Here is a 17,443-nt window from a genome sequence, read left to right as displayed (position 1 = left end):
AGATATTCGTCATCAGACAAGTTATCATAGTCATCTTCTCCATCTTCTTTTTTCAGATCTTTATCTTCATCTTCATTAGTCAATAGGGGTGAGGGTATATTTTTAATGTTCTCACTCACTAGTCGATCGCTCTGTAAATTGATTTGATATTTAAGCGCAAAAAAATCGTCCAAATCGCTAACATGATGGAGCATTTCTCGGCGGCACGATCGCCCAATGCGTTCTAGTTCTTGCCTAGTTGATTTGCCATAATCAGATAATGCCATTGCCAAAAATCGACTTGAGACTGTTGACATCACAAGATTTTTAGGCTCTCCACTATTTTTTAGATACTGACCTAGAATTTTTTGATAGTGGGGTGAATCCAAAAACTCGACACGAACTATAACTTTAGATCTCCCTTCCGCTTTTTCCATAATCTCTAAAAAATACCTATCTAAAATCCATCTAAAAAACTGACTCTTTCATACATTTTCATCACCTTAACTCACGTATTCCATCAGTAGGAACACGGATCTTTAAATAATGGACTCAATCGAAATTGAGCCTACCTTGATTATCGCAACGTTTTACAGATGTTGCTATCATGAAATACCCCGTTTTATTGACCTATTTTGTGTGTTTTAACGTGGTGACATTCTGCATTTCTAGTGTTAGCGTAGATTGATCGGAGCCAGCAGGGGCAAAGTCCGACACAAGTGTCTTCGCTACCGCTCCCTTTGCCTCGGCTGGCTAGGGGGAGGAACCCCCTAGAACCCCAAATCCTAATATTAGTTCTCAATTAAGATCGAAATATTACCCTAAATTAAGATGAAAATGAGAAGTATAAAACTATCTATTCGTATTACAGATATCGAACAACAACAAATTGTAGAGGATGCCAATAAAAGTTCGATGGCGGTATCGAGCTACGCGAGAAAAAAAATACTAGGGCAACCGACTAAACAAATCATTGTCCCTCAAATTAATTTAGACACCTACCGCGCTATTGTCGATCTAAAAAAGGAAATTAAGGCAGTTGGGCAAAACTTGAATCAGATGACTAGATGGATGCACTCACATCGGGCAGCTCCCCCATCGCTGCTTACTACAATTGTCACCACTCAGCAGCAAATGGAAAGGGCAAATCAGATCCTCTGCCAACTTCAGATCGCTACGATTGGGATAAAAACTAAATGATTGGCAACATCACTAAAGGTCAAGATTTTGGTGGACTATTTAAGTATTTGCTGCATCCCAAAAAAAATGCTCTCATTATTGGCGGAAACGTTGGAGCCGAAACACCTCGCGAATTAGAGGCTGAATTTTTAACTTTCTCGACTTTCAACGATCGCGTTACAAGAGTCGTCAATCATCTGTCGGTAGGATTCGCACGCCTAGATGGAGTTGTCGATCCTCAACTCCAGGTGCGAATTGCCGATCGAATAATCAATGAAATGGGCTATGGAAATAGTCAGTATTTGGTAGTCGCCCACGGACGTAACGATCCAGGTCACGATCGAACACACGACCACGATCATTTTCATATCGTCGCTAATGCTGTTGACCTTAACGGCAAATGGGTAGATGATTTCCAATCTTTTCGCAGATTCGAGAAAATTCTTCGCGAAATCGAAAAAGATGAGCAGTTGACCCAAATCAAGTCCAGTTCGGATGTTAAAAAACGCGCGCCCACACATGGGCAATGCCAAAGACATAAACGAGAGCTGCGAGAAGTGGCGGCGGGAGTGCGACAAATGGCAATTTTACCCGTCGTCGAGAGACTGCAAATTGCGATCGATACCGCAGCAAAGGAATCTAAAAGTGTAGTCGAAATGACTAAAAAGCTTGCAGAGCGCGATATTGAGAGTAGATTAAAAATTACGCGAACTGGATTAGTACGCGGAATTAGTTACTCATTGGATGGGATAAAATTTCAAGGCAATCAATTGTATGATGCGAGTCTACCAAAGCTTCAGAGCATACGAGGCTTGAGCTTTGACTCTCAAACAGACCCGAAGCGGTTCGGGAATATCGACGCTAAGAAAGATCTAAAAGTCTTAGGGAATGTTAGTGGCGAATGTGAATCGTTAACAAAGGTTGAAGCAGTTGAGGTGGATCGATTGTCGTCTAAAGTTTTTAAGCCGCAACTTCGGAAAGATCGTAAGCGATCGCATGAGCTTGGGTAACTAGTTGATATTTGGAGTAGTAATCGACAAATCGAAAGTTACTACTCCAAATATCGAAAAAATTGAAGTAGTAATCGATCGACCCAAGAAAATTAGGCCTCGCAGTCGATCTATCAGCTTGGGTAGATTGAAAATTAAATAATATTTTTAATCCTCAAACAGATTCCAAAAGATTAAATAATATTTTTAATTCTTAAACGATTACATTAAATTAAAAAACTAAGAATGTTGAAAAATCTCGGCGATCGCATCAGCTTGAATTAATTAAATACCCGCCACAAATCCGACCTGTTCCATCAGGCGAAAAATAAATCGGTTTAAACAAGCGATCGATTATAAATTAACTAGCAATTCGAGACATATTCATTTCAATAACTAACTTTTTAAGGATAATTCTCTGAGCAAAAGTCAGATTTTTGCTAGCCAAGTATAAGAATTCTGCCGTCCAGACCGATCGAATATCAGCTAGTGCCTCATGTGCCATATCCAGAGGATAAGTAACGATATCAGCCAACGTATCAGTACCGGACTGAATATTAACCAATTCCGCTTGGGATAAAGGTTTCGGCTCAACCGACTCAACCGACTGCATAGCCGCGCTCTTTATATTAGGGATGGTATTAAAGACCAAGACTATATCTTCGAGGGCTAGTTCGCCCGATAGGTAATTTCGATGCTTGTAATCGAGTGCCTTGTAAACTTTTTCTCGGTGAGGGCAATCGAAGTTGCCGATCGCATATACGCGCTCCTGTGCCCCTGCCTTGCCTACTCGCCGCACTGATTGGGCTTGATAGCCCAATAGCTTAACAATCTTATTAACAGTGGCGATCTGGCTATTTTGAGTCGAACCAGCTCCATTACCTTTACCTAAAACGGACTCCTCTTTAATATTCAAGCCGAACAGATTAAAGAACTTCTTGCCATGCTTGAGTGAGTGTTCCTGAATACCCACAGCAGCTTCGTCACCAGTCATGTACTCCCGACCAGTTGCTAGATCGTTGATATATGACATTATTGGTAATAGCAGTTGAATCTTTTGAACTAGCTTAGGAATTTGGCTGTAAATAATATGAGGCTGTTGAGCCTGATGAGCTAAGGTTACGCGTTCGAGATGCTTGGCTAAATCTGGATAACGCAACAACCAACTCAGTTCGCATTGCTTTAGGTATGCCGCATTATTCATGCTCCACAGCACCATCAAAAAATCTTCCGTTAGCTCAATGCCAGGAAGTCGATCGTGGATCATGCATTTAACAGCTTGTTGCTTCTGCTCGAATGTTGAGCTACTACTATGCAGAATAGCTTGTGCCTGAACAACAGCCATTTTTTTGCCATCTGCATCAAACAAAACTTTGTTGTCTTCTGCCAGAATCGTCAGTTTAGTCTTTTTGAAAATTACCCCTAGTTCCTTGCTTGGTACTGCATCCTCAGTTTTATTGTCAGCCAGTTCTTGAAGCCGAACTTCTTCCCAATCGACTTGAGTGACATTGTGCCCTCGCGCAATTAGATCCAATTCTAAGTACTCACCCAAGTATTTTGAGGATAAATCCGATCGAACGGAAAATTGACTATCCAAACAATTCCAGAAATTACCTTGGGCACTCATCGGAATGCGCCCAGCTCCGTGCAGTAAGCTAGTTTCATTAGCAATTGCCTTCCGCATCTTTAATAATGCAATTGGGTCGCGACCTCTAGCACTACCAGCTTCGGTACCTTTGGCTAATGCAAAAATATCCCTGGGAATGTTGCTGCGATCGCGAGACAACATCTGAATATGAGTCCGAGTATCGAGATTGGTGAAATAAGCCATCGAGCGATCGAACCAGTGCTTATTGGCTTTGAGCTTAATACTGAAACCACTTTCAACGGTAGGAGATAAAAATAGGATGCGAACTGGGTGTTTCTGTTGTGCCAACCAGCCGTCAGGATCGGTTAAAAGATCGTGCAGATCGGGGGCAGTTTTCGCATCCAAACGGAAGATCGAATCCTTCAGCTCTGGCATTTGAGCAACGATCATTCGCTCTAGAGTTTGAATAAATTTCTGGCTGGTACTAGGAACAATAATGTTTTCACCACGTTTAAGCCGATCGATAATTAAGCCCATGTAGTGAGAAGGATTACCACCACCCATTTTGACTTGCCAATGAAATTTCTCCATCGTGTTGCGGAGAATTTCGTAAGGATATTGGCGATTGGTTAAATCCAGTATTCCATTGATAGACAGATCGGTTAGACTATCTTCTAAACCAACTACTGCACCGCCTGTTGATAATACTCGATCGAGAATCGCGACCAAATGAGCTTGAATTGCGGCTCGTCTATTACCTAGCGTTTTACTTTGGGTGCCATGTTTTAAAATCGCCTCAAACTCATCGAAAAAGACGAGCGTATTCGCTGGAATACTCTCTAGGCGTAACTTGAGGAGACTATCGAGACAAATCGCTAATTTTTGGTAATTGTTAATTGCCGCATCATCTTGTCCGTATCCTACTCGGTAACTAGGAATACTTGCTCGTCTGCGAGTCTGATCGAGTAACCCGTTCCGATATCCGAAGAAGAAAAACTTGCCCTGTGGATATATTTTTTCCCATCGATTAATCAGTCCGACAACCTGTTCTGTTTTACCAGTGCCGCATGGACTAGTAACAAAACTAAACGTTCCAAGCTTTGGCAAAGGAAGTTCGGATAGGTACTCCTCAGAGCGTTCGTAAGTGACTGGTAGAGACAAGCCCGATAGCTTCTCAAACAGTAGTCGATCTTGTGCAGCCTGAGCAGCTCGATCGGGAAGTTTGAGAAAATAGTCTAAATCGATTAACTTGGCATTTCTAAACTTCTTGTTAGAAATCTCATCGATATCATTTTTTTCCTTCTTAAACTGACTCCACCAAAGAAATTTAACCTTGACTCCCAACGAAACAAGAAATTCATGCTGATGTTGCCAGTGCAACATCCGAGCTGGGTTAGTCACGTCCCCGCCGTCTAATGTAATTACAACAGTTTTAATGCCCTCCAGTGCCGCTTTAACTTGGACTGGGGAGCTACTAAAATTCCCACTACTAGCTCCGACAAAGTATTCATCGTGTTTGTAACCAGCAAGTTTAGGCTTGAGCGTACCTTCAGCTAAATAGGCGATTTTCTTCTTGCCAGGACTACCGATTACTTGAATTGGCAGCTCACCGATCCCATTGCCGAGAGGAAGATGGCTTGACTTTTCACCTTTAGCCCAAGGATACTTGGGAGTACCATCAAGGCGAGGCACTGATAATATTTGCCAGCCAGTAGCCAATCGATCGACATCAAAGGTAACGATCGCAATTCCTTGACCGTTGAGTTGACGATCGCCAAATTTGGATACGCTGACTCCAGGTAAATTAAGGGGATAGTCATTGCTAACTTTCTGCCACTTCTCGATCGAAAAGAACAGACCCGCATCGATCTGAGCTTTAGTCAGACCGCGATCGAGTAAAATTTGACGATGTGCTCCAAACAGTCCGAGTTCTTTGCTCAGGGAGCGGATGAGTGGATCGCGCTCGGCGGCGGTTAGACTGCCATGACGCTTTTCAAGATTGGCTAGGCGTTGGTTCTCTTCCCGTTCGAGTCTTTGAGCATCCCATTGGGCTTTTTTCTCTTGCCAGTCGGGATCGTCGCCTTCGATCGCGAAGATAAAATGTCCAGCACTATCTTGTTTAGTAGTTCGTCGCCAGCCAGGAGGTGCAAATTCAGTGCGTTTACAAACCCGTAAAGAATCGCTGAGGCTATAGCACCAGTCGGTTCCTCTAGTGCAAATGGGGCAGGGACTTTGTTTCGATGCGTGAATTAATTTAGGTTGCATTTTGGGGATTCATTTTTTGGTGTGAATCTCCCCTCAAGTCATTGCTGCTGTTAGTGGTAAGCTTTTAGGTTGTAATTATGTTAACTGGACTTTGTTAACCAGCTAAGGGATAATGGTACACATATAGTCAATCGATCTGGTTTTAGATCGATTGCCTGCCGACCCAGTGCGTGAACACTTGGGAGAGCTGAAAAGACTATCTGGCGCGTGATAATTGCGTCGGGGTTAAAGAAATCTCTTCTCGTAGTAACGGAAAGGGATTTTTTAACGGAAAAAAATAATGCTAGAAAGCCATACGATACGATTTATTAGGGTCTTCTTATATAATCCCCCATATCGGTCATTTAGTAACCTTTTCTAAAAACTTTATCAGATCGCGTTGTTCCAATACATGTATATTACACCCCGATTGCACTTTTAACACTCTAGTTGCACCAAAGTCAACAAATAGATCTGGCTCGTTAGCTGGATCTACTGTAGTTGTACTGGTTAATACGATCGCTTTTACGACAGGGAGGCGAAGCTCTGAATTGTTGGCTCCTAGTAAATAACTCTTTTGCTTGTTTAGTGAGATGATAGATTTGTTGAGATTTTGACCTGAATCTAGCAAGTCAGGCCATCTCTTCAATCTAGGTGCCCTACTTTTTCTGGGGGTAGTAGCAAAAAACATCTGCTCTTCCTTTCGCCATTTAATCCGCGAATTTAACTTGGATCTAAGTGCAAAAGCAAAACGTCTTCGATCTGGCATTTTGACTAATAAATCAATAGTTCCATGCTCGGTCTTTATCCGAGGAGTAACTATAATTCCATCTATTTTTAATAAGTCTTCCATCACCGAAACTAATCTATCGACTGGTTTGGCAAGTTCGATTATAGTCAGACTAACAAAACCACCCACTAAACCTAGTGCTGGATTTAAAAACATGCCAGTAACCCCAAATCCGCCGCCTGCTGCAATTGTAGTATTACAGAAAGCCTGTAAATTCTTCAAGTCAGAAAATGCTTCCTGATTTTGTGAATAAGTTTTTTTACCTGTTTGGGCTAATATTTCTAGCCAAGGATTATATTTATTTTCGAGCATAAAATCCTCGATCGATAATTTGATTCATCTACTAATTTTGCGATAAACGATCGAGAAGATCGTCATTTTTTTTGCCGATGGCGTTAAGCTTTCTTAAAAACGTTCCATTTTTTCAAATGTCATTTAAGCTGCCTTGTCGCATGTATATAAATATTCTTGAAAGCAAATAAATATCTCGCTAATACTACCAACACTCCCCAGTTCGGTAACAGCATCACGAACAGCATGATATTTTAACTCCAACAGTTGTCAGAGCTTGGCTCGATCGAGTTTCCCTACTCTTACTTTAATATATTGCTCCAGCACACCGACCACAAACTACCCAATCTAAGTCAATCGTAGCGCGAGGCGATTTAAGAATGTTGAGTGGATTACTCAGAAAAAGTAGATTGCATCAGTTTCACAAAGCCTGGAGCCACGATCGCGAGAACTTCTAACACGTCTGGAACCGTCAGCGGTGGCTCATTGAGGTCACGAGCTTGTTCGCTCAAAATTTCTATCATCAGCTTGGGATTCAAGTAAAACAGATGGGTGAGAAACTCATCTGGAGTTTGAGCTTCAATCCCAAACGGGTCTAAAGCTTGCTTGGGAAAGTCCTTAATGTTGCTGGTGACAATTACTTGAGAGCGAGACATCACCGCCGCAGCCAGGACATGGCGGTCTTTTTTATCGTTATTCATGGCAGGGATGAGTACTTCAAATCCCCGCACATTAGCTTCTGCAAAAAACCGATCCATTTGCTCGATGAGATCTTGAGCGTCTTCGGGGCTAGTCATTTCTCTCTTGACCAAATTGCGCCTCACTTCGTCTAAGATCTCATCGCTCCAGTGCAGCCGATACATCCCTTTTTCGACAGCACGGAGGAGGGTATCTCGCAAAGTGGCGGGGATGAGGACACAGGCATCTAAAACTACTCCAAAAGATGACAAGGTTATTTCCTCTCTATGTGCCTTGTGGGTCTTCAGGGGTGTTGGCTGCTTTGGTATACAGACCGAGCTGCTGGCTTTTTTTGGTCATGCGCGATAGTCCCTGTTGCCGTTTGGCATCGCGATCGTTTTTATAATTCATCAGGTCGCCAAAACGGATGCGACGGTGGGTGCCAACTTTGGTATGGGGAATGGTTTGGGTATCCAAGAGTTCGACCAGATATTGGCGGGAGACATTGAGAATGTCGGCGGCTTCTTGGGTGGTGAGTTCTTTATGGATGGGGACGATGGTGACGCTGTTGCCCTGAAGTAACTCGTACACGATCTGCTGCATGAGGTTAAAGACAGGGGCGGGAATATCGATTGCTGCTCCTGATGTGCTGACGAGTTGAAAGCTAACGGATTCTGGCTCCTGATGGTCGAAGAGGTCTTCTAGCTTAATCAGTGCGGGTCGATCTTCTTCGCTGGCGGTAATTGGTTGGTGGTCTAAAGCAGTAGGTGGCATCTTGTTTTCCCCGATTAGGTTTGCCTCAGATTACTATTTTACCTTGGTTAAACGCTATAAACGCAAGTGAAGTAGCCCAAAATAGCCTAACGCGCCAAAAATGTAACTCTAGCCAAAAACTCCCTACAGTAATTTATCGCGTTCGATTTCATCGAGAAACTTCTCGATCAATACTCGCGCCAAGCTACTCATATTAGTATTGAGCTGCTTGGAGACGATCGCGAACCGTTGATGCCGCGACTTGGGTAAATCGACGGTAAAGCGTGTCGTTGCCTCCTTCTGATTGCTTTTAAACATCTCGATCACATCAGCCGTCAGACTCGTTTCCTCGCTCGAATCCAGCGGATCGGTACTGACTTCAGCATTTTTGCTCATCAATTTACTATTATTTACTTCAGCAAGTAATTCAGTATTTGCTGAATTACTGACAGCATCGGGATCTTTGATAAACTGCTGCATCACATCAGCACTTAATGACTTGCGCTTGGTACTCATAGTGATTTTAAGATAGTTTTAAATAGTCGGGAATACTCGGCTTGAGCGGCTTGGGCGGCATCGCCAGTGAGATCGAATACCGTCGCTCCTTGCCCGAAAGCGTCAGCAATAATCTGACGTTGATGGATAACCTCGCTCAGGACATGAAGATCCGGTACTGCTTTGAGGACAGTAAAAGCTTCTTGCTTGAGACGCGTCCCTTTGATTGCTCGATTTAAAAAGATCGCCGCCAGCGGTGCTCCTTTCCTAATTGCCCGTGCTTGCTTAATCAACCGTACGGTATCCCCAGCACTAGCGAGATCTACTCCAGTCGGCTGACAGGGAATCAGCACCAAATCGCTCCACAAGACAATCGCTCTAGTTGCTTCGGCGAGAGTCCCTGGCGCATCAACAATCAACCATTCATGTTCGGTCGCTAAAATTGGTAAGCGTTCCAACAATTCATTTGGATCGGGAATAATCTCAACCGGAACTGGCTGTGATAGGCTGCTCAACCACAACGACGAAGTACGTTGTCCGTCACTATCGATGACAAAAACCGCATCAGATTGAGACTGAAGCCAGCGGGCTAGATGAACGGCAGTCGAACTTTTACCGCTCCCTCCCTTCTGATTGCATACTCCAATTACAGGCATGAGTTTCCGATGCTACTCGCATTTGATAATAGAGTCAGACCTTCTATTTTAGTACTTACTTGCTGACTACTGCAAATGCTGATACTTAGCTACTTAATACTTACATCAGCAAGTACTTACTGATATAAAATAAATATTAAGCAAGTACTGACATTAAAAATAAAAAAAGAGTATAATAATCGTGAACACAAAAACGCGACCGCACATTGCTTGTAACAATGCTTGGTCGCTAATCTCCCAATGCCTTAGACACTGGATGACTAATATGACTATATCATCAGAATTTGAATTCGACCGACCGACCTCCGCTGCTCAGGCAATCGAACTAGCTACATCCATTCTGCGCTCGGTCGGAGTAGATCTACATCAAATTGCGTTCTGGCGACTCAGCCAGCACAGTAAATTAGATCCAGCTAACGCTAATATTTACGAAGATGCTTTAGAAGTAATCGAGTGGCGAATGACTCAACCTCAGCCACCTGATTTAACTCAGACACCAGCAACAGTTGCTTTAACTACGCTAACAGCAACTCAAGTTGGGCAGATGTTAACAGAGCGATATCCTGATATTATCCATCCTCCATCTGCACAAAGAGTCAATCAAGCTCTAGAACAGCTCGATTTTCACAGCCACAACGATAAAAAAGTCTGGCAGTTAACTAAGCTAGGGCAACAGCACGGACGACTTATTAGTGTGACCGACGAGCAAGACAGAACGCGGTTGCAGGTACGCTGGTTGCCGACAGTCCTCGATCGACTTGCGCCACTATTCGTAAGCTGTTAAGCATCAGACTTGTAATCGCCGCTCGATCTGACACGCTCGACAATAACTCTGCACCAGTGCCAATCGTTCGGTTAGCCACTGGTGCAGAGTTTTAATTTGCACTCGCTCGATTAGATCGATTCTCCGCAGGAGACGCTACGCGATCGAGATTCGATCTAGGTTATACGCCAGTAAGTTAATTGCAAATTTAGCCGCAATCGGTGTAATTCTGGATGCAGGGATGCGATTGAAAATTTCTTGAATCTGAGTTGGAGAAGCCGCGCCGAGAGGTAATCGTCCACTTCAAAATACCGAGAATGCGCTCGATCGGTTTGAGTGAGTACTCCTTCACATCAATGGTCAGATCCTGTCCAGTCAGCTTGAGAAACTGCCAGAAAGTCCCCGTAGTGACACTACCGTAAATTGGTAGTTCTTGTCCCTTAGCTCGATTAAATTTCTGGGCAGCAACCATCGAAAGCCGCACAATGACCCCAGCTAGCATTAAAATCGCCCTTTTGGGCCTGAATGACGACAACGGCTGGATCTTCGATCGTTAATTCTGACTTCGAGCGAGTGAGCAAAAAATCACAGTCTCCACTCAATCCTAACTCTACATCGACACTGAAATCTGTACCTGAAAAAAAACCAACTTGACGATCCAAGAGTTCTCGAAACTCAAATAACAGTGGCGCAACAATTAACTCAGAACGTACCTTCTCGTTACTGAAACCTCCAACAAAAGGAACCGAGCGATCTAGTAGATTTGTGAGCCACTCGCGAGGAGGTAATCTGGGTGGGTCTGTCAAGAACACACCTATGACTATATTCAAGCCGAATTGTTGTTTGACTCGATTGAGTGTAAAATCGCGATAAGTCATCGATAGTATGAATTAATTATTTTCAACTAGAATTATCATAATCAATATAAGTGTTGGCAAAACTTTAGCTTTATGTAATGTATTGAAATCTGTTTAATAACAAGATTTCTAAGAACAATAAATCCAAAAATTACTAGTTAATTTGCAACAAACATGTTAAGTTTGTACGTCAAAGCGATCGGGATGAATGCCATGATTTATCCAAGTAATCGCTGTCTCTGCACTCACGATCTCTGGTGGTACTCGGAGAATGTGAATATATGACGTAGATGGGCAAGTCATTTTTAGTAATACCATCGGTTCTGCACTGACAATTACACTTCCTCCATCATAAATCTTTTCGATCCCATCAATTTTCACCAAGACATATTCTCGCCAAACATCGAGTACGATAGCATTTAATTCATCACAAATTCTCTCATAGCCAATTTGTGTGACTAATACACGTCTAATCTCTGCGTTATCTTCATCTAATAACCATTTAGGCTCCCAATCACTGAGCTTAGTCCAGTATCGACGAGAAAGATTAACACCTAAAAATTTAACTTTATTCAAACCTGGTACTCTTTGCAGAATTGATAAATCTGTCAAAGGGTTATTGTCTAGATTTAACTCTATCAAATTAGTAAGGTCGATGATACTTTCCGGTAATGTTTGTATCTGATTATTTTCTAAATGTAATTCAGTTAAATTATTAAGATTGCCGATACTTTTTGGTAAGTCAGTTAGACTATTGTGTCTTAAATTCAGTTTAGATAGATTACTAAGATCGCCGATACTTTCTGGCAGATTAGTTAGGTTATTACGATCCAGATCTAAAGCGGTCAAATTATTAAGATTACCAAGACTCACTGGTAAACTAGTTAACTGATTTTCACGCAGACATATTTGACCTAGTTTTGGAAAATTGCCTATACTTTCTGGCAAACTACTTAGTTTGTTGTTTTGTAAGTCTAAATACGTCAAATTGCTAAGATTGACCATACTATTTGGTAGAATACTTATCTGATTATCTCTTAATATTAAACTATCTAATTTATTGAAATTACTAACGAATTCTGGAATGACACTTAGCTGATTCCATCCTAAATTCAGATAAGTTAAGTTAGTAAGGCTACTAATTTTTTCTGTCAAATTAGTTAGTTTATTTGCACATAAATATAGATGTGTCAAACCGACTAATCTACTAATAACTTTTGGAATGGTACTTAGCTGATTTTTAGATAAATTTAAGTTAATTAAGTTAGGAATATTCGCTATACTTTTTGGCAGATCGCCTAACTGATTCCAACTTAAATCTAAATGAGTTAAATTAACGAGATTACCAATACTTTCTGGTAAAGTAGTTATTTTGTTACTTTTTGGAGTTAAGTGAGTTAAATTAATGAGCTTACCAATGCTTTCTGGTAGAGTAGTTAGCTTACCCTGCCTTGGACATAGGTAAGTTAAATTAATGAGATTTCCAATACTTTCCGGTAAACTAAGTAGACTGCGATTATCGTAGAGATCTAAATAAGTCAGACTAGTCAGATCGCCAATATTTTCTAAGTTAGTTAGCCTTGACGCGCACATGGATAGTTTGGTCAACTTGGTTAGATTACCAATGTCTTTTGGTAATTCCTTGAGCCGATCGGCATGATGTAAAATCAAGCTCTTTACATGAGCAATATCATCCAATTTTTCTGGTAATTCATTTATCCAAAGACTATCACCTTGCCAAAATGGTTTGCTCGAATCATTAAGATCGTCCATATCTGATTATGTCAAAAATTTATATGGGTGAGAAGATTCATGCACATCAAATTTTATTTATATGAATCCATAATTATCTTATTAAAGCAAATTATCGATTCCGCAAGCGGACGTTACACGATCGATTAGTTAGCCAGATTCATCCACCATCCACTTCAAAATACCTAAAATCCGCTCGACTGGCGTGACATAATATTGGTGACGATCGATGGTAACATTTTTACCTTCGAGCTTAAAAAACTGCCATAATCTACCGCTGGTTACACTGCCATAGATAACGGAGATTTCGTTACCTTTGCTGGTATTGAACTTCTGAGCAGCAATCATCTCGGCGACACACTGCCCCCAGCCTAGATCTAACCCTTCCTTGTCCGCTTCTACCAGCATTACAATCGGAGCTTTGATAATAGATTGAATTGTCGATTTACTCAGCAAAAAATCGACAACTCCATCTAGACTCTGCTCTGGATCTACATTAAACTCTAGACCAGAAAATAGTTGAACTTGCTTTTGAGTTAGTTGCACTATCTCAGCCAAAATCGGACTAACCAAAAGTTCGGATTTAGCCTTGGCGGATTGGGCTGTTTGTGCCAACCAAAACCACTGTTGAAAAATTGTTAAGAACGCTGGTTGTGGATCTGCCGTTGGTAAGAATTCGCAGAAGGGAGCCTCCAGAAGATTTAATTCAAATTGGTCGTTGACAGTTTCGAGGGTGAAGTTGTTATAAGTCATCGATTTCTACTTTCCAATTCAAATACTAAATTGATGATTCGATCGACTCATCGGCTGTTTGCAGTCGGGACTGTCGTTTTTAGGATTATTTACAAGACTGCTGACAGGATAGAGTTTCATCTCACTGGCTGGATAGGGATCGAGTAATACTTGCAACCGATCGATCTTCTCAAAGCTAGGATCGAGCCACTGTGTGTACTCTTGGGGCGCAAGAATTACAGGCATTCGTTCGTGAATTGGTGCCGTACTCTCGTTAGCAGTAGTTGTAATAATGGTACAAGTTTCCAAAATATTTCCATCAGGACTTTCCCACTGCTCGTACAAGCCCGCAAATGCAAATAGTCTCTCATCCTGCAAACCAATAAAATACGGCTGTTTCTGGCGGCTTCCTTCCACCTGTTGCCACTCATAGAAACCATTTGCTGGAATCAAACACCGCCGTTTCCGAAAGGCGGAGCGAAACGATGGCTTTTCACTCACAGTCTCGGCTCTGGCATTAATTAGCTTGGAGCCGATCTTTGGGTCTTTTGCCCAAGATGGAATTAGTCCCCAGTGCAAGCTTTTCACTTGGGGAGCGTCAGGATCTGGTAATTTCACAATTGCTACCACCGACTGGGAAGGTGCGACATTGTATCGCGGGGATATTTCACCGCTTTCAACCTGAAAAACTGCTGCAATATCTGCTGAACTTGCTTGACAAAATCTGCCGCACATAATTCTTTCCTAATTGCTACTATCTGGGAGCTGAAAATTACTAGTACACAAATACTTTAACAGTAATACATACCAGCCGCAAGTGCATTAGTAAAGTTTCGATCGTTCACACAACGCGACTGAGATTCTGGAGTAAAGACACGTTCGGCGATTTTCAGCGGAGTTGTCGAATGTCCGAGCGTCGCTGTTACGACGCGCAAGCTTCGGTTGCTATGAGTATGCTTGAAGAAGTCCTCTATTGATACTGCGCCAAATCCCCACTAGCCGTAAATTCCGTACTCAGCGCGATCGAGAAGTTCTTCGACTTGTTTGGCACCTTTGTCGGAAGACAGAGCAGCCAGCGGGGTAATACCTGCAAAGCTGTGCTTGGGAGTTGGCAAACATTTCATCGCTCCCTGGCGATCTTCGTACAACCAGTCCTCTAGCCGATCTCGGAACCAGAGAAAGCTTATAAGCTAGGAAAGAACTTGAAATGGATGCCATGTTTTGGAAACACAAGAAGCAAGTTCTTCAAGAATTTAAGACAAACACTGGCTTCTACTCGCACGTATATATCATTTCTTACCTACCACCGTCTCAGTGTTTTGGGATTAGAGAAGATGTGAATGCCCAAGGGGCGATCGAAGATCCCATTGTTTTGTTGGAGATAATTTTGCACTCATCCTCCAGGCTTTATCGATGGCGGCGATCGGGTATCATCGAACAGATCGAAATTGCCAGTATAGAACAAAAGTGGGAACCAATCTTCTTTCAAATGTTCAAGGATATGAACGGAGAACTCGATCGAAAACTCTTGAATTGGAAAATTTGACCGATCTAATAATTTCAGAGGTAATGGTTTAGATTTTCTAACTGTAAAAACAGGCTCTGGTTTGATGATACACCACTTACGATCGAGAATAGTTAATCAATTTTTTCTCCTACCACTCGATCGCAGACAGCTAAATAGCCGATCCGCTCGGAGTCATTCACTACCCTCGTTAGCGAAGCCGCGCCGCGAGGTAATCGTCCACTTCAAAATAGGGGTTATTTGCTGGAATTGCTAAATTCCATTGCCCACAATGCATCTACGGCGTTTAATGCCTCTGTGCTTAAGAAGGTGCAATCACAACGCTCTCGTAAGTCTGACTCACTTACAATTTGTCTTGGGGCAGCTAAAACCATTCGCAAACAAGCTGGCACACAGGAATAAGGTTTTTCCTGTCTAAAGAAAGGTAGCTTCGATTGCATCCTGATTATGCTTGCCGAATGCCCCTAGACAGACCCCAAGAAATGCCCTGGTATCTTCCAAGTCTGGGGCTACCCCCAGAACTAACAGACCCCATCGCTTTTGTGGCTCGTAGTGGTGGTTATCGCGAAACAGATAGCTTGGATGTCTGCCCAGAAGTCGCGCCAGATGCCGATGGCTGCTATCGATTCTATTTTCTGCTCCGAAAACTATATCTAGTCGAAGAAACTACCGTAAACGCAGTAGATAAAGGGGATCGGATCGATATTCATGACTGGGATGCGATCCATCATTCAACCGAGAATAAAATTGGTATCGTCCCAGGATATATTAGAGCTTTAGCAAAATCTCATCCAGAAAATATTCATGTCAAAGTTCTTCAAGTCAATTATGAAGAACTCCGTCAAACAAGAATATTCTGTTCGCTTACTTGTCAAGGATTTATCCCTTTCGATCGTGCCGAGTATCTACCATTAGGAAACTTGACCTGATGTTCCCAGTTTATCAAGTTCAACCAGACGATCGAATAGGTACGACGTTGCGACATCCGTGTGAAAACTTGCGAAATGGCTCTCAAAGCCTTGCCAAAATTAGCTTTGACATTTTAAAATTACAACAGGCTATCCTTGTGTTACTAGAAGGGAAATAATCTGTCGAGCGATTGCCCGTGGGGAAAGTATACTTTCTGCAATCACAAAAATTGAGAAAATGGAAACATAACTGAGGCGAGCGAACGACTCAGTACTGCAAAGTAACTTATTGACGTACTTGCTAAACCGACTAAATTGGCGGGTTGGGCACTTTTAGCCACGAAGGCTTGAAAGATTTTTAACCCCGACAATCGATGGAAATATAACCTAATGCCACTAGTTTTTGTAAAACCTTAGCTGTGCTTTGGGAGATGGTTTCGCACTCGGTTTGACATTCGAGATCGGGAGCGAGGGGGACTTCATAAGCCATATCTATACCTGTAAAGTTGGGGATTAGTCCGCTTCTAGCTTTGGCGTACAATCCTTTGACATCGCGCCGTTCGCATACTTCTAAGGGCGAGTTAACATAAACTTCTAGAAATCCTTCACAATTTTGTTTTAATTCCTCCCGAATCGCGCGATGGGGCGCGATCGCCGCCACTAATACGATGACCCCATTTCTGCCGAGCAGATCGGCCACAAACCCAATGCGGCGCACGTTCTCAATCCGATCGGCATGACTAAATCCCAACTCTTTAGCTAGATGCTGACGGATGAGATCGCCATCGAGGATTTCTACTTTTAGATTGGCAATTTGCAATCGTTCGGCGACAGTACGGGCGATTGTCGTTTTGCCCGCACCGCTCAAACCTGTAAACCAGACAATTGCACCGCGCTCTTGTGGCATCTGTTAGTTTCTGTGATGTGTAGTTTTTAGAGGATATTTGAGTCTAATCTTGTTTAGAAATCCGACTAGCTTGACTATTAAGATCTCGTTCCCAAAACGATAGTTCGCTAAATTTATCAAATAAGTCTGGTGGTAAAATTGTCGCTCGTGGTTGATACTTAACCTGACGTTTGACAGTATGCAGATCGGGTGTTTTCATCATCGTATCGAATTCTTCTTCTCGATACTCTAGATTGTTAAAATCATGGTCGAAATAGGGTTGGTCGATAAATTGATAGACTAACTGCATTACCTGTGCGGGAGCTTGGGTAAGTGCTTCGTAATCGACTAATAACATCAGTTCGGCTTCTGGGCTGT

Annotated in this window: 21 protein-coding genes and 2 pseudogenes; 6 read left to right on the top strand and 17 right to left on the bottom strand. The window is 42.4% G+C overall.

Going from position 1 to position 17,443, the window contains the following annotated elements; translation table 11 throughout:
- Positions 1-296, bottom strand: a 296-nt coding sequence (locus ACEW9J_RS18415) for a hypothetical protein (RefSeq protein WP_373546556.1), incomplete at its 3' end; no start/stop codon positions are given.
- A gap of 520 nt (positions 297-816) precedes the next feature.
- Here ACEW9J_RS18415 and ACEW9J_RS18410 point away from each other — a divergent pair.
- Positions 817-1,179, top strand: coding sequence for a hypothetical protein (locus ACEW9J_RS18410; protein WP_373546555.1), 363 nt, complete (start codon positions 817-819; stop codon positions 1,177-1,179).
- Positions 1,176-2,168 carry a relaxase/mobilization nuclease domain-containing protein gene (locus tag ACEW9J_RS18405; protein WP_373546554.1) on the top strand — a complete coding sequence of 331 codons (993 nt, stop codon included), beginning with the start codon at positions 1,176-1,178 and terminating at the stop codon, positions 2,166-2,168. The genes ACEW9J_RS18410 and ACEW9J_RS18405 overlap by 4 nt, the downstream gene beginning before the upstream one ends.
- 340 nt (positions 2,169-2,508) lie before the next feature.
- Here the strand turns inward: ACEW9J_RS18405 and ACEW9J_RS18400 are convergent, their stop codons facing one another.
- The 7 genes and pseudogenes from ACEW9J_RS18400 to ACEW9J_RS18370 form a co-directional block, all read right to left on the bottom strand.
- The gene (locus ACEW9J_RS18400) at positions 2,509-6,000 is read right to left on the bottom strand and encodes a hypothetical protein (RefSeq protein WP_373546553.1); all 3,492 of its coding nucleotides are present in this window, start codon (positions 5,998-6,000) and stop codon (positions 2,509-2,511) included.
- Positions 6,001-6,340: 340 nt separating this feature from the next.
- Entirely contained in the window at positions 6,341-7,081 is a 741-nt protein-coding gene (locus ACEW9J_RS18395) for a hypothetical protein (RefSeq protein ID WP_373546552.1), read from the bottom strand.
- Positions 7,082-7,204: 123 nt separating this feature from the next.
- Positions 7,205-7,399, bottom strand: a pseudogene (locus ACEW9J_RS18390) (hypothetical protein); the annotation flags it as partial.
- A gap of 53 nt (positions 7,400-7,452) precedes the next feature.
- On the bottom strand, positions 7,453-8,010 hold the full coding sequence (locus ACEW9J_RS18385) for a putative toxin-antitoxin system toxin component, PIN family (protein WP_373546551.1): 558 nt from the start codon (positions 8,008-8,010) through the stop codon (positions 7,453-7,455).
- A 13-nt stretch (positions 8,011-8,023) separates the two neighbouring features.
- Complete coding sequence (locus tag ACEW9J_RS18380; protein ID WP_373546550.1) at positions 8,024-8,512, bottom strand: helix-turn-helix domain-containing protein; 489 nt, start codon at positions 8,510-8,512, stop codon at positions 8,024-8,026.
- A 123-nt stretch (positions 8,513-8,635) separates the two neighbouring features.
- Entirely contained in the window at positions 8,636-9,007 is a 372-nt protein-coding gene (locus ACEW9J_RS18375; RefSeq protein ID WP_373546549.1) for a hypothetical protein, read from the bottom strand.
- The gene (locus ACEW9J_RS18370) at positions 9,004-9,642 is read right to left on the bottom strand and encodes an AAA family ATPase (protein WP_373546548.1); all 639 of its coding nucleotides are present in this window, start codon (positions 9,640-9,642) and stop codon (positions 9,004-9,006) included. The genes ACEW9J_RS18375 and ACEW9J_RS18370 overlap by 4 nt, the downstream gene beginning before the upstream one ends.
- Before the next feature lie 265 nt (positions 9,643-9,907).
- On the opposite strand from ACEW9J_RS18370, the gene ACEW9J_RS18365 reads away from it, so the two are divergent.
- Positions 9,908-10,426 carry a hypothetical protein gene (locus ACEW9J_RS18365; protein ID WP_373546547.1) on the top strand — a complete coding sequence of 173 codons (519 nt, stop codon included), beginning with the start codon at positions 9,908-9,910 and terminating at the stop codon, positions 10,424-10,426.
- Between the two features lie 187 nt (positions 10,427-10,613).
- Here the strand turns inward: ACEW9J_RS18365 and ACEW9J_RS18360 are convergent, their stop codons facing one another.
- The 7 genes from ACEW9J_RS18360 to ACEW9J_RS18330 form a co-directional block, all read right to left on the bottom strand.
- Complete coding sequence (locus tag ACEW9J_RS18360) at positions 10,614-10,877, bottom strand: hypothetical protein (protein WP_373546546.1); 264 nt, start codon at positions 10,875-10,877, stop codon at positions 10,614-10,616.
- Entirely contained in the window at positions 10,855-11,283 is a 429-nt protein-coding gene (locus tag ACEW9J_RS18355; protein WP_373546545.1) for a hypothetical protein, read from the bottom strand. The genes ACEW9J_RS18360 and ACEW9J_RS18355 overlap by 23 nt, the downstream gene beginning before the upstream one ends.
- 156 nt (positions 11,284-11,439) lie before the next feature.
- Positions 11,440-13,035, bottom strand: coding sequence for a leucine-rich repeat domain-containing protein (locus ACEW9J_RS18350; protein ID WP_373546544.1), 1,596 nt, complete (start codon positions 13,033-13,035; stop codon positions 11,440-11,442).
- 129 nt (positions 13,036-13,164) lie between these two features.
- Positions 13,165-13,767, bottom strand: coding sequence for a hypothetical protein (locus ACEW9J_RS18345; RefSeq protein WP_373546543.1), 603 nt, complete (start codon positions 13,765-13,767; stop codon positions 13,165-13,167).
- Positions 13,768-13,785: 18 nt separating this feature from the next.
- Positions 13,786-14,481 (bottom strand): SOS response-associated peptidase, encoded by a 696-nt coding sequence (locus tag ACEW9J_RS18340; protein ID WP_373546542.1) that lies wholly within the window; start codon positions 14,479-14,481, stop codon positions 13,786-13,788.
- Between the two features lie 56 nt (positions 14,482-14,537).
- Positions 14,538-14,681, bottom strand: coding sequence for a hypothetical protein (locus ACEW9J_RS18335; RefSeq protein WP_373546541.1), 144 nt, complete (start codon positions 14,679-14,681; stop codon positions 14,538-14,540).
- 60 nt (positions 14,682-14,741) lie between these two features.
- On the bottom strand, positions 14,742-14,894 hold the full coding sequence (locus ACEW9J_RS18330; protein WP_373546540.1) for an antitoxin Xre/MbcA/ParS toxin-binding domain-containing protein: 153 nt from the start codon (positions 14,892-14,894) through the stop codon (positions 14,742-14,744).
- Positions 14,895-14,962: 68 nt separating this feature from the next.
- Between ACEW9J_RS18330 and ACEW9J_RS18325 the strand changes: the two genes are divergently transcribed.
- The 3 genes from ACEW9J_RS18325 to ACEW9J_RS18315 all read left to right on the top strand — a co-directional run bounded on the left by ACEW9J_RS18325 (position 14,963) and on the right by ACEW9J_RS18315 (position 16,358).
- A complete protein-coding gene (locus ACEW9J_RS18325) occupies positions 14,963-15,292 on the top strand; it encodes a hypothetical protein (RefSeq protein ID WP_373546539.1) in 330 nt (109 codons plus the stop codon).
- A 437-nt stretch (positions 15,293-15,729) separates the two neighbouring features.
- A complete protein-coding gene (locus ACEW9J_RS18320; protein ID WP_373546538.1) occupies positions 15,730-16,200 on the top strand; it encodes a hypothetical protein in 471 nt (156 codons plus the stop codon).
- The gene (locus ACEW9J_RS18315; RefSeq protein ID WP_373546537.1) at positions 16,200-16,358 is read left to right on the top strand and encodes a hypothetical protein; all 159 of its coding nucleotides are present in this window, start codon (positions 16,200-16,202) and stop codon (positions 16,356-16,358) included. Before ACEW9J_RS18320 ends, ACEW9J_RS18315 begins: the two co-directional genes overlap by 1 nt.
- 179 nt (positions 16,359-16,537) lie before the next feature.
- Here the strand turns inward: ACEW9J_RS18315 and cysC are convergent, their stop codons facing one another.
- Together cysC and ACEW9J_RS18305 are read right to left on the bottom strand one after the other, a co-directional pair.
- Positions 16,538-17,086, bottom strand: a complete 549-nt coding sequence (gene cysC, locus ACEW9J_RS18310) for an adenylyl-sulfate kinase (RefSeq protein WP_373546536.1) — start codon at positions 17,084-17,086, stop codon at positions 16,538-16,540.
- A gap of 43 nt (positions 17,087-17,129) precedes the next feature.
- Positions 17,130-17,443, bottom strand: a pseudogene (locus ACEW9J_RS18305) (hypothetical protein); the annotation flags it as partial.

This window comes from Chamaesiphon sp. (assembly GCF_041737865.1).
Classification (GTDB): Bacteria; Cyanobacteriota; Cyanobacteriia; order Cyanobacteriales; family Chamaesiphonaceae; genus Chamaesiphon.
The sequence above is the reverse complement of the archived record's forward strand: the minus strand, read 5'-3'. Positions and strand labels throughout refer to the sequence as shown.